Source organism: Rhodovulum sp. FJ3 (assembly GCF_032918305.1).
Taxonomy (GTDB): domain Bacteria; phylum Pseudomonadota; class Alphaproteobacteria; order Rhodobacterales; family Rhodobacteraceae; genus SAT37.
The window spans coordinates 339,135-364,483 of record NZ_JAWJUU010000003.1; the positions used below are offsets into that span (position 1 = coordinate 339,135).

21 protein-coding genes are annotated in these 25,349 nt (G+C 60.6%); 5 read left to right on the plus strand and 16 right to left on the minus strand.

Going from position 1 to position 25,349, the window contains the following annotated elements; genetic code table 11:
• Positions 1–3 precede the first annotated feature (3 nt).
• The 9 genes from R1W00_RS10760 to R1W00_RS10800 all read right to left on the minus strand — a co-directional run bounded on the left by R1W00_RS10760 (position 4) and on the right by R1W00_RS10800 (position 8,662).
• On the minus strand, positions 4–942 hold the full coding sequence (locus R1W00_RS10760; RefSeq protein WP_317262740.1) for a polysaccharide deacetylase family protein: 939 nt from the start codon (positions 940–942) through the stop codon (positions 4–6).
• Between the two features lie 4 nt (positions 943–946).
• The gene (locus R1W00_RS10765) at positions 947–1,849 is read right to left on the minus strand and encodes a polysaccharide deacetylase family protein (RefSeq protein WP_317262741.1); all 903 of its coding nucleotides are present in this window, start codon (positions 1,847–1,849) and stop codon (positions 947–949) included.
• Entirely contained in the window at positions 1,846–2,580 is a 735-nt protein-coding gene (locus R1W00_RS10770; protein ID WP_317262742.1) for an aspartate/glutamate racemase family protein, read from the minus strand. Before R1W00_RS10770 ends, R1W00_RS10765 begins: the two co-directional genes overlap by 4 nt.
• A 41-nt stretch (positions 2,581–2,621) precedes the next feature.
• Positions 2,622–3,434, minus strand: a complete 813-nt coding sequence (locus R1W00_RS10775; protein ID WP_317262743.1) for an ABC transporter permease — start codon at positions 3,432–3,434, stop codon at positions 2,622–2,624.
• A complete protein-coding gene (locus R1W00_RS10780) occupies positions 3,431–4,285 on the minus strand; it encodes an ABC transporter permease (protein ID WP_317262744.1) in 855 nt (284 codons plus the stop codon). Before R1W00_RS10780 ends, R1W00_RS10775 begins: the two co-directional genes overlap by 4 nt.
• Positions 4,282–5,346, minus strand: a complete 1,065-nt coding sequence (locus R1W00_RS10785) for an ABC transporter ATP-binding protein (RefSeq protein WP_317262745.1) — start codon at positions 5,344–5,346, stop codon at positions 4,282–4,284. Before R1W00_RS10785 ends, R1W00_RS10780 begins: the two co-directional genes overlap by 4 nt.
• Positions 5,347–5,349: 3 nt before the next feature.
• Positions 5,350–6,381, minus strand: coding sequence for an ABC transporter substrate-binding protein (locus R1W00_RS10790; protein ID WP_317262746.1), 1,032 nt, complete (start codon positions 6,379–6,381; stop codon positions 5,350–5,352).
• A gap of 95 nt (positions 6,382–6,476) precedes the next feature.
• Complete coding sequence (locus R1W00_RS10795; RefSeq protein WP_317262747.1) at positions 6,477–8,126, minus strand: thiamine pyrophosphate-binding protein; 1,650 nt, start codon at positions 8,124–8,126, stop codon at positions 6,477–6,479.
• A gap of 224 nt (positions 8,127–8,350) precedes the next feature.
• On the minus strand, positions 8,351–8,662 hold the full coding sequence (locus R1W00_RS10800; protein WP_317262748.1) for an ETC complex I subunit: 312 nt from the start codon (positions 8,660–8,662) through the stop codon (positions 8,351–8,353).
• Positions 8,663–8,799: 137 nt separating this feature from the next.
• Here R1W00_RS10800 and uvrB point away from each other — a divergent pair, with 137 nt between their 5' ends.
• The 3 genes from uvrB (at position 8,800) to R1W00_RS10815 (ending at position 12,909) form a co-directional block, all read left to right on the plus strand.
• Positions 8,800–10,998, plus strand: coding sequence for an excinuclease ABC subunit UvrB (uvrB, locus tag R1W00_RS10805; RefSeq protein ID WP_317262749.1), 2,199 nt, complete (start codon positions 8,800–8,802; stop codon positions 10,996–10,998).
• A gap of 365 nt (positions 10,999–11,363) precedes the next feature.
• Positions 11,364–12,455 carry a hypothetical protein gene (locus R1W00_RS10810; RefSeq protein WP_317262750.1) on the plus strand — a complete coding sequence of 364 codons (1,092 nt, stop codon included), beginning with the start codon at positions 11,364–11,366 and terminating at the stop codon, positions 12,453–12,455.
• On the plus strand, positions 12,418–12,909 hold the full coding sequence (locus tag R1W00_RS10815; protein WP_317262751.1) for a HugZ family protein: 492 nt from the start codon (positions 12,418–12,420) through the stop codon (positions 12,907–12,909). The genes R1W00_RS10810 and R1W00_RS10815 overlap by 38 nt, the downstream gene beginning before the upstream one ends.
• Here R1W00_RS10815 and R1W00_RS10820 read toward each other — a convergent pair.
• The 3 genes from R1W00_RS10820 to R1W00_RS10830 all read right to left on the minus strand — a co-directional run bounded on the left by R1W00_RS10820 (position 12,906) and on the right by R1W00_RS10830 (position 17,410).
• Positions 12,906–15,194 (minus strand): glycosyl hydrolase family 28-related protein, encoded by a 2,289-nt coding sequence (locus R1W00_RS10820; protein WP_317262752.1) that lies wholly within the window; start codon positions 15,192–15,194, stop codon positions 12,906–12,908. The genes R1W00_RS10815 and R1W00_RS10820 overlap by 4 nt on opposite strands.
• 163 nt (positions 15,195–15,357) lie before the next feature.
• Positions 15,358–15,768 carry a DUF4864 domain-containing protein gene (locus tag R1W00_RS10825; protein ID WP_317262753.1) on the minus strand — a complete coding sequence of 137 codons (411 nt, stop codon included), beginning with the start codon at positions 15,766–15,768 and terminating at the stop codon, positions 15,358–15,360.
• Between the two features lie 61 nt (positions 15,769–15,829).
• Positions 15,830–17,410 carry a lysine--tRNA ligase gene (locus R1W00_RS10830; RefSeq protein WP_317262754.1) on the minus strand — a complete coding sequence of 527 codons (1,581 nt, stop codon included), beginning with the start codon at positions 17,408–17,410 and terminating at the stop codon, positions 15,830–15,832.
• A 104-nt stretch (positions 17,411–17,514) separates the two neighbouring features.
• Here R1W00_RS10830 and R1W00_RS10835 point away from each other — a divergent pair, with 104 nt between their 5' ends.
• Positions 17,515–17,937: a tellurite resistance TerB family protein gene (locus R1W00_RS10835; protein WP_317262755.1), complete on the plus strand. Its 423-nt coding sequence runs from the start codon at positions 17,515–17,517 to the stop codon at positions 17,935–17,937.
• A gap of 4 nt (positions 17,938–17,941) precedes the next feature.
• Here R1W00_RS10835 and dacB read toward each other — a convergent pair whose 3' ends face one another.
• Positions 17,942–19,426, minus strand: a complete 1,485-nt coding sequence (gene dacB / locus R1W00_RS10840) for a D-alanyl-D-alanine carboxypeptidase/D-alanyl-D-alanine-endopeptidase (protein ID WP_317262756.1) — start codon at positions 19,424–19,426, stop codon at positions 17,942–17,944.
• A gap of 90 nt (positions 19,427–19,516) precedes the next feature.
• Entirely contained in the window at positions 19,517–20,128 is a 612-nt protein-coding gene (locus R1W00_RS10845; protein ID WP_410901550.1) for a nicotinate-nucleotide adenylyltransferase, read from the minus strand.
• Between the two features lie 113 nt (positions 20,129–20,241).
• On the opposite strand from R1W00_RS10845, the gene ettA reads away from it, so the two are divergent.
• Positions 20,242–21,897: an energy-dependent translational throttle protein EttA gene (ettA, locus tag R1W00_RS10850; protein ID WP_317262757.1), complete on the plus strand. Its 1,656-nt coding sequence runs from the start codon at positions 20,242–20,244 to the stop codon at positions 21,895–21,897.
• A gap of 65 nt (positions 21,898–21,962) precedes the next feature.
• Here ettA and trxC read toward each other — a convergent pair whose 3' ends face one another.
• Positions 21,963–22,403, minus strand: coding sequence for a thioredoxin TrxC (trxC, locus tag R1W00_RS10855; RefSeq protein WP_317262758.1), 441 nt, complete (start codon positions 22,401–22,403; stop codon positions 21,963–21,965).
• Between the two features lie 85 nt (positions 22,404–22,488).
• Complete coding sequence (gene gcvP, locus R1W00_RS10860; protein ID WP_317262759.1) at positions 22,489–25,335, minus strand: aminomethyl-transferring glycine dehydrogenase; 2,847 nt, start codon at positions 25,333–25,335, stop codon at positions 22,489–22,491.
• Between the last annotated feature and the right edge of the window lie 14 nt (positions 25,336–25,349).

The window sequence follows — 25,349 nt, forward strand, 5'->3', positions numbered from 1 at the left end:
GGATCAACTCAGGCTATCGGGGTAGTCTTGCCAGATGCTGGGCGTCAGGCGCAGCGTCTGTTCAATCGGGTGCGCTTTGGCCCAATGATCGGCGATCTCTGCCCCCGTTGCGGCCCAAACACCGGGCAATGCCATGGTGTCGCGCAGCATCGCAGCGAGATTTTCGAACCGGTGCCCCCAACCCGAGCGCGCAGGCGACACGCACAGGTTCATGTACCGACCACGCCGGTATTGCGCCGCGACCTCGGCCCTCCAGTTGCGCAAGAGGGCGGCGGGACGTTCCAGCCCCGTGCCCTCGCGCGGGAACATCAGGAAGAACGTATCGTCGAAATGATAGTAATAGGGCAACGTCAACAGACCCTCGGACCGGTCCGCGTCACTGACCCAATAATAGGGTGCATCATCCGCCAGACCGTTGCCGAAATAGGCGTAGCCCTGATCGCGCAACAAACCAATTGTGGCGTCCGTGGCGCATCCGGTCGCCGCGCGGTCATCGGGATGGGACAAGGCGTACCACCCCTTGGGGCGCGCGCCCGTGGCGGCGGTCAGGATCTCGGTCGCGCGTTCAATCGCGGCGCCCTCGCCCCCGTCGCGGTGGATGGCGGGGTCCTCACCGATCAGACCTTGGGCGGCGATTTCATGTCCCCCAGCCAGAACGCGGTCAATCACGTCGGGATAGGCATCGGCCACCAAGGCGGGCGTCGCAAATGTCGCGCGGATACCGAGGTCGGCAAACAGGGTCAGGAACTGATCCAACCCCTCATTCAGGGCGAAATGCCATGTGGGGTAGGCCAGATCCTTGGCCGTGATGCCCTTTCCGGTGGCGGCGGGGTTCAGGTTGACGGTGACCCCAAGGGGCATTTGAACACCGTTCGGCCATTGGATGTCCGCATCCCGAATGCCGATTTCGTCGCTGGTGGTGTAGTGGTCTTTCCAAGGCATGGGCTTACTCCGCGCTCGGCGTCATGGGATGGGTGCTCAGGATGTGCTGGGCCAGCGCGTCGCAGGTCGGGAACCACACACCGGGCAGGGTTTTCATCCGCTGAATCAGGCGCTGGATCATGTCGACGCGCATGGCGTGCCCCGACACAAACGGGTGCAGCAAGAAGTTCACATAGCCGCCGGTCTTGTATTGCTGCTCAAACGCGGCCCACCAGATGTCGAACACCTCATCCACGTCCATCACGCGCTGTGCATTGTTGGGCGTGTCGAGCCAGCCAAAGCTGAAATACATCGCGTCATCGAGGGCATAGTGGAACGGCAACTGCAGGATCGGGTTCTCGCCCGCGCTGTCCAACTCATAAAACGGCAGATAGCTTGCCGAGGTGAACGAGTTGTAGACCACCCCCTTGTCGCGCAAAAGCGCGGGGGTGTGACTGCTGCGGGTGCCGGTGACGGGTTTGCCCGCAATGTCCGACAGGGCCGCCAAAGTGCGGCCGAGATGCGCGTCCTCAACCACCGGATCGCCATAGACCTCATGTTCCCACATATGATCGGCCAACTCATGCCCGTTTGCCACCACATGGCGCAGCACATCGGGATAGAGTTCACAAATCCGCCCCGGCGTGAACAGCGTGACCTTGACGTCTTCGGCGTCGAACATGTCCATGATCCGCCAGACGCCAACACGTCCGCCGAATTCACCCTTGGCCTTTTGGCCCCAAGGTTCGTTCAGCAACCGGCGCAACAGCATCGCGTCGAAATCCAGCGTAAAGTTCACCGCGATCTTGACGCCTTCGGGATAGGCGAAATCGGGGATCGGGATGCGACGGGTGCGTTGGAACCGCGCGGTGTCGATCAGGTGCTGATAGGCCTCGGGGGACGGGGCGGTGGTGTCGGCTTGGGTCATTGCACACCTTTGGCATTGGGGGAAACGGGACCGCGCGGCAGACCCGCACGGTAGAGAACGGCGGCCTCGGCGGCCTTGAGGCCCGCGATGACCGGATTGACCACCGGCACGCCGGTCGCGGCAGCCAGACGCGCGGGCATGTCGGGCATGAACGACAGGGCAAAACACCCCAGCACCAGAACATCCGCCCCCGCCGCGACACAGGCGCGTGCCTGCGCGGCGATCTGCGGGAAATAGGTGTCCGGATCGCGGTTCAGATCGGCCACGGACGCGCCGATTGTGACCTCGGAAACAAAGCTGCCTTCGACGCCGATGCCACGGATACGGCGGCGCAGACCGGGGGGTGTCGGGTCAGAGGACAGGACCGAAAACCGTTCCCCCAACTGGGTGGCGGCCAGTATCCCCGCCTCCCCCGCGCCGATGACGGGCAGGCCCGACACCTCGGCCAAGGCATCGACCGCCGGATCGCTAAAGCACCCGATCAGAACCGCGTCATAGTGATCGGCCCACTGCGTCGCCGCCTCGCGCAAGGCCGGAAACACCATGGCCGCGTCGGCGGCGCATTCAATCGCGTTGGGTCCCTCTTCGGGCGAGGCAATCGCGACATCCGCCGATGGCGCCCATGCCTGCAGCATCTCCAGACGGCGCGCCACAACCGCGGGACCGGCTGTTTTATGCAGCGGGCTTGCCAGTTGATAGAGCACACGGGGTCGATCCGACAAATCGGTCATTTCAAGGTCTTTCAAGTTCGTCGTTAAGCGGGCGGCAGCGATCAGAAGGCGCGTTGCAATCCGACCAGTTTCTGGACCAAGGCCACACCGCCGATGGACAGCAGGATCGACAGTGTCGCGGCGGCGGCGGCGGTGGGCTTGAACTCATACGTCAGGAAGTCAAACAGCGCGAGCGGCAAGGTATTGCCCCCAAGCGGCTTGAGCAGTAGCGAGATCGTGTAGAGGTCAAAGCTGTTGATAAAGGCAAAGATCGCCCCCATCGCCAGCCCCGGCATGATCAATGGCAGGATCACCAGACGAAACGTCTGCCACCCCGTTGCGCCAAGGCTGGCCGAGGCCTCTTCCAACGAGCCGGGCACCTGACGCAGGGCGGCGGCGATGGACACATAGGCATAGGGAAACGACATCAGGATATGCCCCATCTGCAGGCCGACAACCGTGCGTCCCAATTCGATCTTGTAAAGAAAGAACAACAGCCCCACCGCGGTCAGCAATTCGGGCACCAGCAAGGGCAAGGTCATCCCCAGTTGGAACCACCCCGACAGGCGACCGGAAATCACCTGACCGGCCATGGCGGCCATGACCGCAACGGCGGTGGTGACAATCGCGGTGATCGCCCCGATCCGCAGCGACATCAGCAATCCGTCAACCAGATCCTGACGGTTAAAGAATTCGACATACCATTGCATCGACAGGCCCTTGGGCGGAAACTCGATCATCAGGCTTTCGGTGAACGAGGCCCCGATGATCATGACCAGAGGTGCCATCAGGAACACATAGAGCACCACGATCAGCACCCCATAGGTAAGGCCCACAGGGCGCTGATAGCTAAAGGTGGAGGTGGCGTCGCTCATGCTTTGGACCTTTCCATAAGTTTCGCAGTCAGGGCCGTGAACAGGGCCACCACAAGGATCGTCGAGACCGACAGGACAATCGCCAAGGCCGAGCCAAAGGGCCATTGGAACGTGCCGGTCAGTTCCCCGATAATGAGGGTGGGCATGTAGCTGACCATTTGGCCGCCAAGCAGCGCGGGCGTCACATAGGCCGCCACCGCCAGAACATAGACAAGGATCATGCCCGGATAGATGCCCGGAAAGCTGAGGGGCAGGATGATGTCGCGAAACACCTCGCGCCGGTTCGCGCCCATCGACGCCGAGGCCTCGATCAAGCTGGGGTTGATGTTGCGCAGGGCGTTGTTGATCGGCAGCACCATGAACGGCACAAACACATGTACCAGTGCGAGGATCACCAACCCTTGGGTGAACAGCAACCGCAGGGGGCGTTCAATAATCCCCAACCCCAACAAGACGTCATTCAAAGGCCCGTTCAGGGCGGCCACAATCATCCAGCCAAAGTTGCGCACCAACACACCCGTCATCAGCGGCGAGGCGATACAGGCATAAAGGAACACGGCCTTCAGGCCCTTGGCTTTGGACATGTGCCACGCGATCGGATAGCTGACCACAAGGCACAACAGCGTCACCACACCGGCCGTAAACAGTGACCGGAACAGCACCCCCCAGTAATACCCGTCACCAAGGATGCGGTCGTAATGCATTGTGGTGAACTCTTCACCGAACGGTTCGGTCGTTCCGGGCGTGCGAAAGCTCATCTCGATCATGTTCGTGATCGGCAGGATCATGAACACAAAGATCAGGGCAATCGCGGGCACCGCCAGCCACAGTTTCGGATTGCGCAGGGTCATGGGGCCACCTCGGGCATCAACCACGCGTGACTGTGATCAATGGCAATCCCGACCTCATCACCGGTTTTGACATTGGCGTTGGGCTCGGCCGACAGCTTCAGAACACCGCCACCAGGCAGGGTGATTTCGCAATGCAAGGCCGCGCCAAGGAAGGCCGATTTCGTGACCGTGCCGCGGAACGTGGCCTCGTCGACCGAGGTTAGGCGCAACGCCTCGGGGCGCAACAGCAATTCAACCGGCGTGTCGGCCGTGATGCCCGCAACCCCGCCAAGGTCCAGTGTCGTGCCGGCAACCGCGATGGAATACTGTCCCTCGCCCGTCACGGCGACCTTGTCACAGGACAGGAAATTCGCCTCGCCAGTGAAATCGGCCACATAGCGTTCGACCGGTTTCTGGTAAATCTCGCGCGGGGTGGCGAATTGCGCCACGCGGCCCGCCTTCATTACCGCGACCATGTCGGACATGGCCATGGCTTCGGATTGGTCGTGGGTGACGTAGAATGCGGTAATCCCCGATTGCTGTTGCAGATCGCGGATCAGCCAACGCACCTCATCGCGCAGACGCGCATCAAGGTTCGCCAGCGGTTCATCCAGTAACAACAGGCGTGGCTTCAGGACCAGCGCACGTGCCAAAGCCACGCGCTGTTGTTGACCGCCCGAAATCTCACGCGGCAGACGATCCCCAAGCCCGTCCAGCCGGACAAGCTTCATCACGTCATAGACCCGCGTTTCGATTTCACCTTTGGGCAGTTTCTGGAGCTTGAGCCCGTAGCCGATATTCTCGGCTACGGTCATGTGTGGAAACAGGGCGTAGTTCTGAAACACCACGCCGAAACCGCGACGGTTGGCCGGGGTCGAGAGGATCGACTCCCCCTCTACCAGAATGTCCCCGCCGTTGGGTTCAAGGAACCCGGCCAGACACCGCAATGTGGTGCTTTTGCCGCATCCCGAGGGCCCAAGCAGCGTCACCAACTGACCCGTTTCGGCCCGCAGTGACACGCCATCAAGCGCTAGGAAATCCTGATACCGCTTACGCAGATCCCTGACTTCAACCGTTGCCATATCTTAGATCGTCCGTTCCCAGAGGTCGTTCAAGCCCGGCATGATGGCGAGCGTTTCATCCCAGTCAAAGCGGATTGCCTGACTGACGATTTCCGGCTGAAGCGGCCATTTCTGCAGTTCTTCGGGCAGTTCGACGGTCTTGTTCGTCGGCGCGATGAGCCAGTTCTCGGCCATCCACAGCTGGATTTCGGGCGAGAGAACAAAGTTGATGTAGTCAAAGCCCAGTTGCTTGTCGGGGCTATGTTCAAAGACCGAGAACGAGTGGTCAAACACCAGCATGCCTTCTTCGGGCACGACATAGTCAATCGGAATACCGGCCTCTTGCATGCCTTTGACCTCACCAAGGTCGATCGGCGCAACGGCAACCTGCCCCTGCGACAACAGCGGCGTCAGCTGGGCCGAATACCCGATCTGCGGGAACGGACCCAGTTCTTTGAACTTGGCGACGGCGGTTTCGACGTCATCACGGCCCGAACCGAAATGCTCACCCGCCCACATGGCCATCATGGTCGCAGCCGAGTTGGTGATTTTGTAAAGACCCAGTTGGCCGCGGAACCGTTCGTCCCACAGATCGGCCCAGCCTTTGGGCGGCTCGGACACGAGGTCGGTGCGATAGGCGATGACCAGCGGGGCCAGCATACCGGTGACGGCGGTGTTGCCCTTGAGGATCGCGGGCTCGATCACGTCGGCCATGTTGGGCACGTTTTCCGTGGTCAACTCGGCGAAATAGCCGTCGTTGCGGATCTGTGCGGTGTATTTTTCGTTCAGCATAACCGCCGGGAACGGGGGATTCTCGGGGCCAGCAGCGCGGAAGTTTGAAATCCACGCGGTGCCCAGACCGATGTCCAGATCAAAGTCCTTGCCGATCTGCTCGGCAAACTGGGGCATGATATGCGTGCGCCAGTCGTTTTCCCAACGGCCACCGAACATGTTCACGATGAACGTGTCCGATTGTGCGCGGGCGGGCAGGCCAATCGCGGCAAGCGCCGCGGTGCCGGCGGAGGCGCGCAAAAAGTTTCGACGAGAAAGGGTCATATTTTCGGTTCTCCTGTTGGTCTTGGTATGGACCCCGCGGGAGGATGCAGGGCCCGGATTGCCCGCCATCGTTTCAGGCGGGATTTGGGTTGTGGCTACATCTCGATTTTCGTCGGGTCGAGCCGCAAATCGACTAAAACGGGGCGGTCACGACGGGTGATTGCGTCCACGGCCTCCCCAAGGGTTGTTTCATCTGTGACGCGCACACCGATAAGGCCAAGTGACTGGGCCACTTGGGCAAAATCGATTTTCGCAATCATCGACAGGGCGGGGTTCATCTTGCGGTTGGTGAACTGGACATGTTCCGCGCCATAGCTCTGGTCGTTGCACACAATGACGACCATATCGGTCCCCTCGCGCAGGGCTGTGACCAGTTCCGACAGGCCTGACAGGGTGAACCCGCCATCGCCCGCGACCAGAACGGTCGGGCGGTCGGTCACGGCGGTGGCTGCACCAATGGCTTGGCCGATGCCGCAACCGATCGCGCCGAAATGCGAGGTGTAAATCAGGTCCGCCGGACGCGTCACCGGCAGGTTGCGCCACGCCGTTGTGACGAACCGGCCAAGGTCGGCCACAAGCACGCGCTCTTCGGGTAGGGCCTGATGCAACCGGCGCAGGGCATGCACCATGTCGATGGTGCCCGCCGCGGTTTCCACCGGATCGGGCAGCGCGGCAAACTCGTTGTCCTGATCGCGCAGACGCGCTGCCAGATCGTCATCCGTCGCCCCCGAGCCTGGGATTTCGGCCATGTTCAACAGGTCCGTCATCGCGCGCGCCGTGCCCGCGATATCCCCGATCAAGCGCAGGGTCGGCTGATCCAGACGCGGGGTTTCCTGAATGTCGGGCAGGATCTGAACCACGCGGGTGCCCTTGGTATAAGCCCCCTCTTCGGTGGTGTGTTTGCTCAGGCTCGCGCCAAAGGCCAGAATGCAATCGGACTGCATGATGACCTCGCTGGCCACCGGATGGCTCAGGCCACCGCAAATTCCGATGTTGAACGGCGCACCATGGAACAATCCTTGGGCCTTGAGCGTGGTGGCCAGAGGCGCCTCGATCCGCGCCGCCAGCTCAAGCAGAGCCAAACGCGCCTCGGGGCTTGCCGCGCCGCGACCGGCAAGGATCAAGGGACGGCGGGCCGAGGCGAGCATACCAACGGCTTCCTCAAGCGCCTCGCCCGATGCGGGCGCAAGCGTGACCTCGGGCACAGGCACAACGGTGTCGGCGCCCGCCCCCAGATCGGCCCATTGCAGATCCACGCGCATGTTAAAGACCACCGGACACCGACGATGCGCCGCCATGTGGAACGCCCGGTTCAGGTCACTGATCGCTGTCTCGGGGCTGCGCATTTCGATGAATTCGGCACCGGTGGATGCCACGACCTCACGCTGATCGATGTTCTGCAGATGCTGCAAATCGCCCGGCGTTGTGTCCCCAACCAAAACCACCAACGGAATGCCACCGCGCGCGGCCTCGGCCAAAGCGGTACAGACGTTGGTCAAGGCCGGTCCGTGGGTGATTGTTGCCACGCCCGTGCGCCCCGTCGCCTGTGCAAAACCGATAGCCGCCAGAACCGCGTGCGCCTCATGGGTGCAGGCGACATAGCGGCCCATCTCACCCTCGACATAGGCATTCACCATGAACAGGTTCGCATCCCCGACCAGACCATATAGATGGCGGACGCCGTGCCCCTGCAGAGCTTGGGCCAGCCCTTGGTGCAACGTGATGGTGTCGGTCGTATCTTTCATTCTGGCCCTGCCGTTTGGGGTTCGTTTCCCTAGGCATACACAGGCCGGTTAGGTGACAAAAGTTCATTGTTAGAATGCTAAAAGTTCCCAAAAGTGACCATTTAAAATTCACGGAATGCCCCCTGCCCGCATCACGGCACACAGGGCAAAACGCACAAAAAAGAGCGCCGTCCGGCGCTCTGATCATCGTTCACGGTGCCCGAGGGCGATGTGGGGGTGGCCCCTTAGTGGGTCCAAACCGCGCGACGGTTGGTGGCAAAGTTCTCGCCATAGCCACCGGCACGCACGTTGTGCTTGCGCTTGTTGGGTTCCATCACGACGGCGTCGATGCCGTGTTCTTTGGCGTAGTCGACGGCGGCCTCTTTGCTGTCAAAGCGCATTTTGACCTGTGCCTGTGTGTCCTCGGACGAGGTCCACCCCATCAGAGGATCGATATGGCGCGCGCTGGCCTGCGGGTATTCCAGAATCCACTGTTGCGTCTTGGCGGTGCCCGACTGCATTGCGGTTTTCGCAGGCTGGTAGATTCTGGCGTGCATGGGTCAAACTCCTCAGGTCTGATGCATATATGAAAAAATTACCGTCTCAGTGCAAGCGATTCACGGCTCAAAATTGAGAACAAGACTTGAACATTTATCTATGAACGGCACATTAGGCACAAAGATCAGGGGTCCAAATGCCATACGCCCATTCCGATAAATCCGAGGCCGTCCTGCACGCCGCAGCCGATAATGTGCGCACCCGCGAAAAGCTTGAGGGTGGCATCCGGTTCCAGATGCATTCGGAATTCTCGCCCGCAGGGGATCAGCCCACGGCGATTGCGGAACTGTCTGCGGGCGTGGACGGGGGCGAGCGCGATCAGGTTCTGCTGGGGGCCACGGGGACGGGTAAGACGTTCACCATGGCCAAGATCATCGAACAGACCCAGCGTCCCGCGATCATCCTTGCCCCGAACAAGACGCTTGCGGCCCAGCTCTACGGCGAATTCAAAGGCTTCTTTCCCGACAACGCCGTCGAATATTTCGTCTCGTTCTACGACTATTATCAGCCCGAGGCCTATGTCGCGCGCAGTGATACCTACATCGAAAAAGAAAGCCAGATTAACGAACAGATCGACCGCATGCGCCACTCGGCCACGCGGGCGTTGCTGGAACGCGATGACGTGATCATCGTGGCGTCGGTGTCGTGCATTTACGGTATCGGCTCGGTCGAAACCTATGGCGCGATGACGCAGGATTTGATGGTCGGCAACGACTATGACCAGCGCACGATCATGGCCGATCTCATCGCCCAGCAATACAAACGCAACGATCAGGCGTTTCAACGCGGCACCTTCCGCGTGCGGGGGGACAGCCTTGAAATCTGGCCCGCCCACCTTGAGGATCGCGCGTGGAAACTGTCGTTCTTTGGCGAAGAGCTTGAGGCGATTACCGAATTCGACCCGCTGACCGGCGAAAAGACCGGCGCGATGGAGCGTATCCGTGTCTACGCCAACAGCCACTATGTCACGCCCAAACCGACGATGACGCAGGCCATTATCGGCATCAAGAAAGAGCTGAAAACCCGTCTGGACCAACTGGTCTCCGAGGGCAAATTGCTTGAGGCACAGCGCCTTGAACAGCGCACGAATTTCGACCTCGAGATGCTGGAGGCCACCGGTGTCTGCAACGGGATCGAGAACTATTCGCGCTATCTGACGGGGCGCGCACCCGGTGAACCGCCCCCCACCCTGTTCGAATTCATCCCCGACCATGCCCTAGTGTTCGCAGACGAAAGCCACGTCTCCGTGCCCCAGATCGGTGGCATGTATCGCGGCGACCACCGGCGTAAATTCACACTGGCCGAGCACGGGTTCCGCCTGCCCAGCTGTATGGACAACCGCCCCCTGAAGTTTGAGGAATGGGACGCGATGCGGCCCCAGTCGATCTTTGTCTCAGCCACGCCCGCCGCATGGGAATTGGAACAGGCGGGTGGCGTGTTCACCGAACAGGTGATCCGCCCCACGGGCCTGCTGGACCCCGAGGTCGAAATCCGTCCCGTCGAAACACAGGTCGACGATCTGCTCGACGAAATCCGCAAGGTGACGGATCAGGGCATGCGCACGCTGGTCACGACCCTGACCAAACGCATGGCCGAGGATTTGACCGAATACCTGCACGAACAGGGCATCAAGGTGCGCTATATGCACTCGGACATCGACACGATTGAGCGGATCGAGATCCTGCGCGATCTGCGTCTGGGGGCGTTTGATGTGCTGATCGGGATCAACCTGCTGCGTGAGGGTCTTGATATTCCCGAATGTGGCCTGGTGGCCATTCTGGACGCGGATAAAGAGGGCTTTTTGCGCTCTGAAACCTCGCTGATTCAGACGATTGGCCGCGCAGCACGGAACGCCGAGGGGCGCGTGATCATGTACGCCGACCGCATTACCGGAAGCATGGAGCGCGCGCTGGCCGAGACTAACCGCCGCCGTGAAAAGCAGATCGCCTATAACGAAAAACACGGCATCACGCCCGAGACCGTCAAAAAGAACGTCGACGACATTCTGGCCGGTCTCTATCAGGGCGACACCGACATGTCCCGCGTCACCGCCACCATCGACAAGCCGATGCATGGCGCCAACCTTGAGGCGCATCTGGCCGGTCTGCGTGAGGAGATGCGCAAGGCCGCCGAGAACCTTGAGTTCGAAGAAGCCGCCCGCCTGCGCGATGAGGTCAAGCGCCTTGAGGCCGTCGATCTGGCCGTTTCCGACGATCCTCTGGCCCGTCAAAGCGCGGTCGACAGCGCCGTTGAGGACGCAGTCAAATCCAAGGGCCGATCCACCGCCGGACGGCCTGGACAACGCGGCGGCGTGCGCCGTCGATCCAAACGCTAAACCGTCGCCCAAAAATCGACCATTTCGCCCCCTGACGATCTCTGTCAGGGGGCCAATCGTCTTAACGTCACGTAAAAATTTCACATGATCGTCAATTCAGGCGAACTAACAGTTACTTAACGCCCGTTAAGGTAGATTTTGAAGACGGCCGTGATGTCAACACCGTGGGGGCGGTTGTGAAAATTCCCTTAGGCCACCATCAAATCGCACAACTATGACGCGATTGATTGTTGCCGCCTGTCCCACAGGTCCCTTACTCTTCACGGCATTGTTGAACTTTTTTTCTAAAAGACAGAGCTATGCCAGAACCACACATCCAGAATCTTATCCTCTCGTACCATCGTGTGCGACAAACGCTAGGCCTGATGGGACTCTCGCTCCCCATCATGTTGTGTATCGGCGGATTTCTCAGCGGATCAGCGATTGAGCCGTCGATCTCTGACTTTTACCACACGGGTATGCGCAACCTGTTTGTGGGCGCGCTGACGCCGATTGGGATTTTTCTCATATCCTATAAGGGCTGGAAAGGGCTGGGAAAAATCACGATGGTCGCCGGATTGGCCGCCATCGGCGTGGCGTTTTTCCCCAACGAAGGCCCCGATGTCTTGCTGCGCGAAGCCGGCCAATCGCGCGCCGTCGCGATCATGCATTATGTCTCGGCCCTGACGTTTTTCATCTGCCTAGGGCTGTTCTGTTTTGTCGTTTTTCCCTCGGACGCGACGCGTGCTCAACGCCGTGCGTTCTTCCGGTGTGGCTATGCGATCTTGCTGTCGACCGTACTGGTGACAATCTGTTCTTACTTCAAAGTCCAAGGCCCCGTCGGACCACAGACCCTCGTGATGGAGGCGAACCTCGTATTCTGGTTCGAATCGATTGGCGTCTGGGGGTTTGCCGTTGCGTGGTTGCTGAAAGGTCATCACGACCTTCAGCGCAGTTTCCCCGAAGTGGCCGAGGCCGCCTATCTGCCCCGCATGTGTCGCAGCCTTGGTCAATTGACCGTGATCGGTCTTTTGATCCTGCGCCATGTTTTGTGGATCGCTCCCCTGCGCCGGGCGCGCCACCTGATCGCCGCCTTTTCGGCGCGGCGCGCAAGCCTAAACACCCGCCCCCGTCCGACCCGCACATGGCGCACGCGTGCGGCACTCCCCCTTGCCCGTATCGATCGGCCACAGGCGCTCGGCAGGATTGCTCGTACGGTCCTGCCGATCACGACACCACGTCTCCGCCGCATCGCCGTCCATTCCCCGAAACCCGCAATGCCATCCCCGAAACCCAGCACCCGAACCGGCCTATCAACACTGCTTGGGGCAACCTATTGGCCAGGAACACCACCAATGCCATGGCAGGATGACGGGGTAGATGCACCGCCGCCCGTCATGACGTCTTGCAGACCCCGCCCTTCGCACTCATTCTGCCCGCATGGAACAACCGACCTCTCCGATCCGGCCCACCGATGATCAGGCCCGCACCATGGCGCACAGCGTTCTGGCAGCTGTCCGCTATGGCGCCTTGGCCACGATTGAAACGGCAACGGGCGCACCGATGGCCACCAAAATCGCCATCGGCTATGCGCCTGATGAGGGGCTGTTCGGCTATTTGTCCGATCTGGCGCAGCACACCCAGAACCTGCGCGCAAACGCGAACGTCTCCCTGTTGCTGGAAACGGTGGCGGACAAGGGCGATCCGATGAATGCCCCGCGCCTAACCCTTATGGCAAAGGCGCGCCGCGTTGAGCGCGACACGCCTGAACATAATACCCTGCGGGACCTGTATCTGGCCCGTTTCCCCAAGGCCAAGCTGTATATCGGGTTCACCGATTTTGCGTTTTACCGGTTTGACCTTGCCAAGGCGCACCTGAACGGCGGCTTTGGCAAGGCCTTTGTCCTGACCCCTGCGGATCTTGGCGCTTAGGTCGCGTTGTCCATCCGCGCGGTGACCTGCACCCGACCCTCACAGGCCTCGGGCCAGACCACATCGACCTCGGTCTTTGCGCTACCCTGTTCGACACGGACATAGGGCATAGCCGTCACGCGATTGCCGGAATTGTTGGTGATCTCACCCTCGGCCGTCACCGCCACCACATTTCGCGCCCGCCCGTTAAAGGGGAGGTATCCCGCGAAATCCTTGGTCCACGCGCCTGCCGTGCTGTTCTGATCCAGCTGCAACATACAGGGGTTCGAGACGAACTGGCTGACACCGTTGAACGTGTTGCCCTCCATGATCAGGTTGCGGGTCCGGCCCATATCCAAATCGGCATAGGTCGTGTCCACATATTCCACACGGTCAATGTTGCCGTTGATGGCCTTGAACGTGTTACCCGAGATATTCAGCCCCTGAATGAAATGCCCCGTGCCCACGGGTTTGATCACGAACCAACGGAACCACGGCGCGACATCGTTCACCGTGAAAATATTCCCCGTCACGGTCAGCGCGCCAAACGAGAACTCGTTGTTCTGCTCGGGCGCTTCATCGTGTTCGTTGGTCCATTCCACGAACGAGTTATCGATATAGTTCGCCGTGATCGTCGTCTTACAGTTCGGGTCGGTCAGAACGATACCCGCCTGCCGGATGCCGTCGGTCTCATTGTCCCCTTGGAACCAGTGGTTACCCATGAACATGTGACCCGAACCGCCCCAGACCCCGAAATGCGCAAAACGCACAACACGGTTGTCGCGGATTTTTGTGTCATTCGCGTTCACATTCATCGCGATCGTTTCGCGGTCCTGCGCGCGCAGAGGCTGTTCGTTCGACAGGAACTGACACCGGTCGACCAGCATCCCCTGACAACCCCGCCCAGTCGAGGTGATCCCACGGTTCGCGGGCTTGGTAAAGAAACAATCGCGGAAATGCGTGATCCCACCGGACGGCGCGATCATCACGCCGCTGGCCTCACCGTTACATTGAAAATCAATGTTGGACAGAACGAACCGGTCCAGAGAGGCAAAGCCCGACAGGTCCAGAAGGTATTTAAACCGCGTAAAGGTGTAGACCTGCGTGCCCGCCGCATCGAACAGAGGTGCCGACAAGGTCAGAGTCCCCGCGCCGACGTTGCGGCTGGTGACATAGACCTCACGCCCGACGCCCAGACCGGTGACCAGCGCCCCGTCAGGGATATTCGCGATATTGGCGACATTGGTCAGGGTGGTCTTGTTGCTGGTCGAATAGGTCGCCTGCGAGGTCACCACATCGGGATCCCAGTTGGTCGACGGGTTCGCGTATAGCTGCCCGTTACGGATCACACGACGGATCGCATAGGTGTCCTTATTGCCAACGGCGGCCTGCACATCGACGGGACGGTCCAGTTCAACGATGCGCCCCTTCATGTCCAGACTTTCGTGATCCGAAAAATTGAACAACGTGGCAAGGGCGCGCTCGAACCCCTCAAGCTCGGACCCGAAGGCGTCGATATAGGACGGCAGGTCAAAGTTACGCGTCAGCGCCAGACGTTTATCGGCGGGCATGGTGACGGTCCCGACAAAGCGCACTTTGCTCTCGAACGTCACGTGATCGGCCAGATGGAACACGCCCGACGGCACCAGAACATCGCGGCCATTGGCGACACTGTCGGCCAGCTCAAACGCCGCGCTGTCGTCTGTCACACCATCGCCAATCGCGCCGTAGTCGCGCACGTCGACCCAATCCATCATCCCGCGTAGGAAGTATGAGGTAACGTCCTCGACCTCGATATCGTCAATGCGGATCAGACCGCCGTTCGTGCCGGTCAGGTCGATCCCCACATGGGCCAGCGTCGGCGCGGTGCCCCACACCATGTCCACGCCGCTGCGGTTGCCCGAGCCGATGATCGCGCGCACCTCATAGACCGTGCCGTATTCGGCCAATGCGACCGACGGCCCCGTCAACGGAATGCCCGTGACCGCGCCCGCCCCGTTGCCTGCCCATGCGGCGATGCGCACCGACGGGAGGTTCCCGCTTAGGGCTTTGACCCGCGCGCGCACCTCGACATAGCACCCCGGTTCAAACGGCATGTCGGCAAAGGCACGGATTTTCTGGGTGTCCTCGTTTTTCAGAACTTCCAGACAGCCCGCAAAATCCTGATCGGCGGCCACAAAGGCGGCATTCGGATCGCCATCATAGGTCGCGGTCCCCGACGTGCCATCCCCGCGGGACCAGTTGGCCAGACCTTGATCAAAGGCTGGCGGTGTCAGGACAAAGCCCTCGGTCACTGCTTTGTTCATAAAAACCCCTTTCCGCACGCGCCCACGTGCAAACGGCCCCCTGCCGGATGGGCAACGAGGCGCTCAATTGTGTGTCGTGTCATGAAGAAACGCGCAGGCCATGTGGCTGCGTCGGGATAGGGTTTTACGGTTTGGCGCTTAAATGGTGGTTAACGGGGCGTTCTCAGGCCCCCATGCCACCCGCGCTCAGGATACGTACACCATTGATTTTCCAAAGATCTTGCAGATTGACCATCTCATACTCAAGAATATGAAAGGCCCCGCCTGCATCCGTGATCATCACCCGCTGCTTGATCGTCGCACCGACCTCTTCGCGGGACAGAAACGCCACCGTGTCCGGTCGCCAGACCATCGGATAGCCCGATTTCACCATCGCACCGAACCGTTCGGGCGTGCCGAACATGCGCTGGATAAAGGGCGAGGCAAAGGTGAACGCCTGTTCAAAATCGTCGATTTTGAAGGCGTCCAATTGGGATTGGATAACGGTTTCGGGGCTGGATTGCGCGTGGGACACACCCGCCACGGCGATGCTCGTGGCCATTCCCAAACTCAGCGCGTTGAACAATGTTCGCATGGCATCCTCCGGTCAGGTAGGACATGACCTAGCCCGACCGGAGGCAATTTCAAATTCCACCTTATGCGGTCAATTCGCCGTTCAGCGCCTTGTCGATCAGGGCGACGGTTTCTTCAACGCCGTAAAGGGCGATAAAGCCACCAAACCGCGGACCCTGCGATTGGCCCAGCAGAACCTCATAGAGCGCCTTGAACCAGTCGCGCAGGTTCTCGAATTCGTGGTCTTTACCGACGCTGAACACGAGGCTCTGCAACTCTTCGGCGTCCAGACCACCGTCCCATGCCGACAGACGGTCGCGCAGATCGGTGATGGCGGCGCGTTGCTGATCGCTGGGCGCGCGGAACTGACGCTGGGGCGCGACGAAATCGGTGAAATAGCGCACGGCAAACCCCGCCGCGTCATCCAGATCGGGGTGCGTTTCGGGGCTGGCCTCAGGCGCATAGCGCTTGATGAACCCCCACAGGCCATCCTTGTCCGACGCCCCCGCCACCGATGCAAGGTTCAGCAGCATCGAGAACGGCACGACCATTTTGCTTTCGGGCGGGTTGCCATTGTGAATGTGCCAGACGGGGTTGGCCAGCTGTTGCTTGGCGTCCTGCGTCGGGTAGGCACGCAGTTGTTGGTGGTATTCGTCAACCGCCTTGGGGATCACATCCCACCACAGACGTTTTGCCGTCTTGGGTTTCTGGAACATGAAATAGCTCAGGCTCTCGGCCGAGGCATAGGTCAGCCACTCGTCGATCGAAATACCATTTCCCTTGGATTTCGAGATCTTTTCGCCGTTCTCATCAAGGAATAGCTCGTAGGTGAAATGCTCGGGCGGGCGCACGCCCAAGGTCCGGCAAATCCCGTCATAGATCGGCGTGTTGGTCGAGTGGTCCTTGCCGTACATCTCGAAATCAACGCTCAGGGCCGCCCAACGCGCCCCGAAATCGGGCTTCCATTGCAGTTTGACATTGCCGCCCGTAACCGGAACGGTCCATTCGCGCCCGTCCTCATCATCGAACGTGACGGTGCCGTTCACCGCATCCACGTTTTTCATCGGCACGTACAGAACACGACCGGTTTCGGGGTGGATAGGCAAAAAGATCGAATAGGTCGCCGCGCGTTCATCACGCAGGCTTTTCAGCATGATCTTCATCAGATCATCGTATTTCTCCGCCGCGCGCAGCAGGATCTCGTCGAACTGACCCGAGGCATAGAATTCGGTCGCGGAATAGAATTCGTATTCGAACCCGAACCGGTCCAAGAACCGGCGCAGCATCGCGTTGTTGTGCCCGCCAAAACTCTCGAACTGTTCAAACGGATCGGGCACGGCGGTCAGCGGCTTTTGCAGGTGCTCGTGCAGCATCTCTTGGTTCGGGACGTTCTCGGGCACCTTACGCATGCCATCCATGTCGTCCGAGAAACAGATCAGGCGCGTGGGGATGTCGCTGATCGCCTCAAACGCGCGACGGATCATCGTGGTGCGGGCGACCTCGCCAAAGGTCCCGATATGGGGCAGACCCGACGGACCATAGCCGGTCTCAAACAGGACATATCCCTTTTCGGGCGGGGCCTTTTCGTAACGTTTGAGCAGGCGGCGCGCCTCTTCAAAAGGCCAGGCTTTCGACGACATCGCGGCTTCACGCAGTTCAGACATTTTTTCAACTCTGTTTTGATTTCGGGCCCCGTGCCCGACAAGCATCGCTACCTATTGTGCCACCGGCCATACGTCAATATTCTGTGGTCAGACAGGAGGCCAACATGTCCCAACCAACCCCACTTCTTACCGCTCAGGACAGCCTAGTGGCGATTATGATCGCGATTTCCGCCTCGGATGAGACGATCCGCACCTCGGAACTGGTCACGATTCAGCGCATCGTGAATCACCTGCCTGTCTTTGCCGATTATGATGAGGACCGGATCACCACCGTCGCACAGACCGTTTTCGACCTGTTGGAAGAGGTGGACGGGCTGGACGCGCTGTTCGGTCTGGTGCGTGAGGCCCTGCCGGAGCGTCTCTATGAAACGGCCTATGCGATGGCCTGTGATGTGGCCGCCGCTGATGGGACGCTGCTTGAGACGGAACTGCGTCTGCTCGAAGAAATCCGGTATGAGCTGAACATCGACCGCCTGCATGGCGCGGCCATCGAACGCGGCGCGCGGGCACGGCACCTGACTCTGTAATGGGTCAGCTGTTATAAACCGTTGCCCAGCGGTTGATCAGGTCAAGCTGAAGGTTGCGCGCCTTGCGCGTCCATGTGCGTCCCCCTTGGGGGCGTTCGCGGGTTTCTTCCGTGATGGCCGCGCGGGCCCTCTGATCTGCCATGAACGTCGCAAAGACCAGATCGCGACCGCTGCGGGTTTTGACATAGCCCGTCAGGCCCGACACGAAATTCAACGTCCCCGTTTTGGCGCGGATTTTCACGGGGTTGGTTTTGTCGGGCTTGCCGTCGGCGGTTTTCAGATACACGTCCTTCATCAGACCGGCCAGAACGCTATTGGCACCGTAGCCTGACAATACCCGCGTCATATCCTGCGGGCTGATACGGCTGTCCTCGCCCAGACCGGAATGATCCACAAACCGCGCATTGCTCTGCCCCAACCGATCGCCCAGCCAATCGGTCATCTGCCCCCCTGACGCGGACAGGCCCCCAATCGACCCGCTGCGCCGCCCCGTGGCGGTCAGGCCCACGACCTCGGCGGTCAGGTTGGTGGAATACTTCATCATCGCGCGCAGGATCGTGGTCAAACTGGGGCTGATGTTTTCGGCAACGACCGTACCGGCGGGACGGTTGCGGGTTTCACGCGGGGACGGCAGGGCAATCCCCTGCGCCGCCGCGACGGCCTGAAACACCTCGGCGGCATAGCCACCGGGATGGCGCACCGGCAACCACCGTGCGCCCCCATTGCCCAGCGCGGCCGAGGCCACGGTCCAATCATCCACACCGCCATTGGCCTGCGTGTAGGTGTAGACCGGCGCCTGGCGGTTCACGACGCGCATTCGCGCCGTGTTGACCCGCGGGGCATAATTGCGCGCACGCGCATCCATAGTGACGGTGTAGCCCTGACTGGCGCGTTTCCATTCGAAATGAACGCGGTTGAAATTCAGGTTCAGACCCGAAATCGACGGGTTATAGCCTACGTGATCGGGCTGATCCGGATCGATATCGTGGATTTGCGGCAAGGCCCCAGCGAAATAGCGAAACGCTCCGTCGACACCGCGCACGCCGCGCGCGCGCAATTGCGCGGCCATCTGGCCCAACTGGTCGGTATCAAGGATCGGATCACCCCCGCCCACCAAAATCAGATCGCCCTGCACGCGCCCATTGACCACAGGACCCGTCGCAACCAACTGCGTGCGAAAGACGTATTCGGGACCAAGGTAATTCAACGCATAGGCCGTGGTGATCGCCTTGGCTGTGCTGGCGGGGGGCATCTTTTGCGTGCCATTCACGGCCTCAAGCACCGCGCCCGTGCGCGCATCGGCCACCACAAAGGCCGTGTCGCCACTGAGGTTGGCCGCATTGATCAGATCCCCCGCATCAGGGGCCGCGCGTTTCGCAAATCCGTTCGGACGCGGCGGCGGGATCAGGGCGCGGTCAAACGGTGCCGCATTGGCGATCCCTGCCCCACTGGCCAGCAAACCGCCCAAAACCCATCTACGCGAAACCATGTTCACCCCCATGCACTTAGGGGTTCACTGAACCAAATGCCGCGCCACGGGGCAAGCCCCGCACCGGCAAAACTCGAACACAAATGCGTCTTAGCGCACCCACTGCCCGCGGCTGCGGATTTCGGTCGATGACGCGTCGTTCATCGGCATATTGGCAAAGCACCAGACCGGCGCCCCATGGCGCGACAGATCACGCGCATACCGCCCCGGCAGGCGATGTTTGGCATAGATCGACGCGGCCTTGGATACGCGGGCGTCGGTGCGGCTCCCCGGTCGGGCAAGGACCCCAACAGGCACCGTGCCCATGATCGCGTGCCAATTGTCCCATTTGTGAAACTGGCGCAGGTTATCGGCCCCCATCAGCCAGATGAAATTCACCCCCGGATAGGCACGGCGCAGCGCGCTCAGGGTCTCGGCGGTGTAACGCGTGCCAAGGCGTGTCTCGATATCGGTGATGGTGACGCGCGGATGATCCATCACGGCACGCGCGGCGGCGATCCGGCGATCAATCGGCGCGGGCCCCTCGGATTTCAGCGGATTGCCCGGACTGACCAGCCACCACACGCGGTCCAGCTTGAACCGCTTGAGCGCCTCTTTGGTGATGTGCACATGCCCCTCATGCGCGGGATCAAACGACCCCCCGAGCAGACCAATGGTCATCCCCCGTCGCGCCACAGGCGCGCCCGCACGTCCCCCGTCAATGATCAAATCGGTCCCCGATCAATGAAACATCATCAAAACCGCCACAGCGATTGCCCTTTTCTGTGCTCTTGACTAGATGAGTGCAAACGGAATCCTGAACAAAGGCGGCACAAATGGCATCTTACCAATATGTGTACCACATGGATGGTGTGTCCAAGACATACCCCGGTGGCAAAAAATGTTTTGAAAATATCCGCCTGTCGTTCCTGCCGGGCGTGAAAATCGGTGTCGTCGGTGTCAACGGCGCGGGTAAATCGACCCTGCTGCGGATCATGGCAGGCATTGATAAGGACTTTTCGGGTGAGGCCTGGGCGGCCAAGGGCGCCAAAGTCGGCTATCTCCCGCAGGAGCCGCAACTGGACGAAAGCCTGACCGTGCGTGAAAACGTCATGCTGGGCGTGGCCGAGAAAAAGGCCAAGATCGACCGGTTCAACGAACTGGCCATGAACTACAGCGACGAGACCGCCGAAGAGATGGCCACGCTGCAGGACGAAATCGACAGCGAAAACCTGTGGGATCTCGACAGCCAGATCGACGTCGCGATGGAGGCTCTGCGCTGTCCCCCCGATGAGGCCCCTGTGGAAACCCTGTCGGGTGGTGAACGCCGCCGCGTCGCGCTGTGCAAACTGCTGCTCGAAGCGCCCGATATGCTGTTGCTCGACGAACCGACCAACCACTTGGACGCGGAAACCATCGCGTGGCTGCAAAAGCACCTGATCGACTACAAGGGTACGATCCTGTGTGTGACCCACGACCGGTATTTCCTTGATGACATCACCGGCTGGATCCTCGAACTCGACCGTGGGCGCGGCATCCCCTACGAGGGCAACTATTCCAGCTGGCTGGAACAAAAAGCCAAACGCCTGGAACAAGAGGCCCGCGAGGACAACGCGAAACAGAAAACCCTCGAACGCGAACTGGAATGGATCCGCGCCGGCGCCAAGGCCCGTCAGGCGAAATCCAAGGCCCGTATCGCCGCGTATGAGGAAATGGCTGGCCAGTCCGAGCGCGAAAAGCTGTCGCGCGCCCAGATCATCATCCCCAACGGCCCGCGCCTTGGTGGCAAGGTGATCGAGATCGAAAACATCTCCAAGGCCTATGGCGATCGTCTGCTGATTGAGGACCTGTCGTTCTCGCTGCCGCCGGGTGGCATCGTGGGCGTCATCGGTCCGAACGGCGCCGGTAAATCGACCCTGTTCCGTATGCTGACCGGCCAAGAGGCACCTGATGCGGGCACCGTTACCATGGGTGACACCGTCGATCTGTCCTATGTGGATCAGTCGCGCGATGCGCTGGACGGCAACAACACCGTTTGGGAAGAGATTTCCGGCGGGGCCGAATTGATCGAACTGGGCGATGCGACCGTCAACAGCCGCGCCTACTGTTCGTCCTTTAACTTTAAGGGCGGCGATCAGCAGAAAAAGGTCGGCATGTTGTCGGGTGGTGAGCGTAACCGCGTCCACATGGCGAAACTGCTCAAGGCCGGTGGCAACGTGCTGCTGCTCGACGAACCGACCAACGACTTGGACGTTGAAACCCTGCAGGCGCTCGAAGCCGCGCTTGAGGATTTCGCGGGCTGCGCCGTGATCATCTCGCACGACCGTTTCTTCCTCGACCGTCTGTGTACACACATTCTGGCGTTCGAGGGCGACGCGCATGTCGAATGGTTCGAAGGCAACTTCGAGGCCTATGAAGAGGACAAGAAACGTCGTCTGGGCCCCGATGCGTTGGAACCCAAGCGCGTCAAATACAAGAAATTCACCCGCTAAGCCGCGGCAATTTCAAAACCGGACCCGCCCGCGCAACCGCGTTGGCGGGTCTTTTTGTTGGGGGCTCACGCGCGGGCCTTGGCACCGGCGAATTTGACGATATCACCGGCGGGGCGCGCACCGGCCAGTCGCGCGGCCTCTTTGCCGCCTTTGAACCGGATCAGGGCGGGGATGCCTTGGATGCGGAACCGCTGGGTCGCTTTGGGGTGGTCTTCGGTGTTCAACTTGGCAAAGCGCACCTGACCGGCCAGCTTTTTCGCGGCCATCTCGAACTGGGGGGCCATCGCGCGGCACGGCCCACACCACGGCGCCCAGAAATCCACGACCAGCGGCAGGTCATCGGTGCGGATCGCCTTTTGCAACTCGGCCATGGTGATCGCGCGCACCTTGCCGTCTAGCAATTTCGCGCCACAGGTTCCGCATTTGGGGCCACGGGTCGCGGCGTCCTCGGGGAAACGGTTCGCGGTGCCGCATTCCAGACAGGCCAGTTTGATCGCATTTCCCATGGGTCTGCTCCGTTTCTCAGTGTCATGGGATATATCGGCCCTGCCCCGCCAATGCGCAAGTCAGAGCCGATCAATCGCCTGTGCGTTATTCCGCGGCTTCGGCGTAATCCTCAACCGGCGGGCAGATGCACACCAGATTGCGGTCGCCATAGGCATTGTCGACGCGGCCAACGGGGGGCCAGTATTTGTCGACACGGAACGAGCCAGCGGGGAAGCAGCCCTGCTCGCGACTATAGGGGCGGTCCCAGTCCGCGACCAGATCGTTGACCGTATGCGGCGCGTTCTTGAGCGGGTTGTTCTCCGCGTCCATGCGCCCCGCCTCGATCTCGGCAATTTCGGCGCGGATCGACAGCATTGCATCACAGAACCGGTCCAGTTCCGCCTTGGTCTCACTCTCGGTCGGTTCGACCATCAGGGTGCCCGCCACGGGCCAACTCATCGTCGGGGCATGGAACCCGTTGTCGATCAGACGCTTGGCGATGTCATCGACCGTGACGCCCGCCGTGTCGGCAAAGGGGCGGGTGTCGATGATACATTCATGCGCCACGCGGCCCGATTTGCCCTTGAACAGGACGTCATAGGCCCCTTCCAGCCGTTTCGCGATATAGTTGGCGTTAAGGATCGCGGCCTTGGTCGCCTGTGTCATGCCGTCGCCCGACATCAACAGACAATAGGCCCAACTGATCAACAGGATCGAGGCCGAACCATATTGCGCCGCCGTCACCGCGCCCGTGTCGTCGTGCAGCGGATTGCCCGGCAAATACGGTTCCAGATGCGCCTTGACCCCGATCGGCCCCATGCCGGGACCGCCGCCGCCATGGGGAATGGCAAAGGTCTTGTGCAGGTTCAGGTGGCTGACGTCGCTGCCGATTTCACCGGGTTTCGCCAGACCGACCAGCGCGTTCAGGTTCGCGCCATCCAGATAGACCTGACCGCCAAATTCATGGGTGATGTCACAGACCTCACGCACGGTTTCCTCAAACACACCATGGGTGGACGGGTACGTGATCATACAGGCGGCAAGGTTCTCGCCCGCCGCCGCTGCCTTGGCGCGGAAATCGTCCAGATCGATGTCGCCGTTCTCGGCGGATTTCACGACGACAACCTTCATCCCGCACATCTGCGCGGTGGCGGGATTGGTGCCGTGCGCCGACACGGGGATCAGGCAGATGTTGCGATGCCCCTGCCCCATGGCGCGGTGATAGGCGGCGATGGTCATCAGACCCGCATATTCGCCCTGCGCGCCGGAATTGGGCTGCATCGACATGGCGTCATAGCCGGTGATCGTGCACAGCTTTTCCGACAGGTCCTGCACCATGGCCTTGTACCCTTTGGCCTGATCCTTGGGCGCATAAGGGTGGATGTTGGAAAACTCCAGCCAGCTGATCGGCATCATCTCAACCGCCGCGTTCAACTTCATCGTGCAACTGCCCAGAGGGATCATCGCACGATCGAGCGCCAGATCACGGTCGGCCAAGCGGCGCATAAAGCGCATCATCTCGGTCTCGGCGCGGTTCATGTCGAACACCGGATGGGTCAGATAATCGCTCTCGCGCAGCAACGGATCGGGGATGCGATAGGTGGCCTCGACCGCGAAATAATCGCCCTCAATGCCGAACGCCGCCCACAGGTCCTGAATGCTGGCCGCGCGGGTGGTTTCATCCAACGCAATGCCCAGTTTCGTTTTGCCGACTTTGCGCAGGTTGATACGCCGCGCCTGTGCCGCGTCATAGATCACGCCCTGCATCGCGCCGACTTCAACGGTGACTGTGTCAAAGAACGATTGGGGCTCGACCGCGAACCCAGCGTCTTCCAGCACCTTAACCATGCGTACGGTCTTGCGGTGGATACGCTGCGCGATCGCCTTGAGGCCCTTGGGCCCGTGGAACACCGCATAGAACCCCGCCATCACGGCCAACAGCGCCTGCGCGGTACAGACGTTCGATGTCGCCTTTTCGCGGCGGATATGTTGTTCGCGCGTTTGCAGGGCCAGACGATAGGCCTTGTTCCCGCGGCTATCGACACTGACCCCGACAATCCGACCGGGCATAGAGCGTTTGAACGCATCGCGACACGCCATATAGGCGGCGTGCGGGCCGCCATAGCCCATCGGCACACCGAACCGTTGCGTGTTCCCGACCGCAATATCGGCCCCCATCGCGCCCGGTTCTTTCAGCATCAACAGGGCCATCGGATCGGCAATTACGATCCCGACCCCTTTGGCCGCGTGCAGGGCGTCCATTTCAGCGGTGAAATCGCGGATATGCCCATAGGTGCCCGGATATTGGAAAATCGCGCCGAACACGTCTTCGGCGTTCAGATCATCAGGCGAACCGACAACAATCTCGATCCCCAGAGGCGCGGCGCGGGTTTTCATCACCGCGATGTTTTGCGGGTGGCAGTTTTCATCGACAAAGAACCGCGTCGATTTCGACTTGGCCACGCGTTGCGCCATGACCATCGCCTCAGCCGCCGCTGTCGCCTCATCCAGCAGGGACGCGTTCGCGACCTCGAGACCCGTCAGGTCACAGATCATCGTCTGAAAGTTCAACAGCGCCTCAAGACGCCCCTGACTGATCTCGGGCTGATACGGGGTATAGGCCGTGTACCACGCGGGGTTTTCAAGGATGTTGCGTTGGATCGCGGGGGGCGTGACGGTACCATAGAACCCCTGCCCGATCATCGTCGTGAACACCTTGTTCTTTTTGGCGACCTGCCGCATGTGCCAGAGCAGTTCACGCTCGGATTTCGGCGCACCAAAGTCCAGCGGCTCGGCCTGACGGATGCTGGCGGGAACGGTCTGATCAATCAGTTGATCAAGGGTCTCCACCCCCACGACCTGAAACATCTCGGCCATTTCCTCGGGCGAGGGGCCGATGTGGCGCCGGTTGGCAAAGTCATAGGGATCATAATCGGTGGGGGTGAATGGCATCGTCAGCGCTCCTG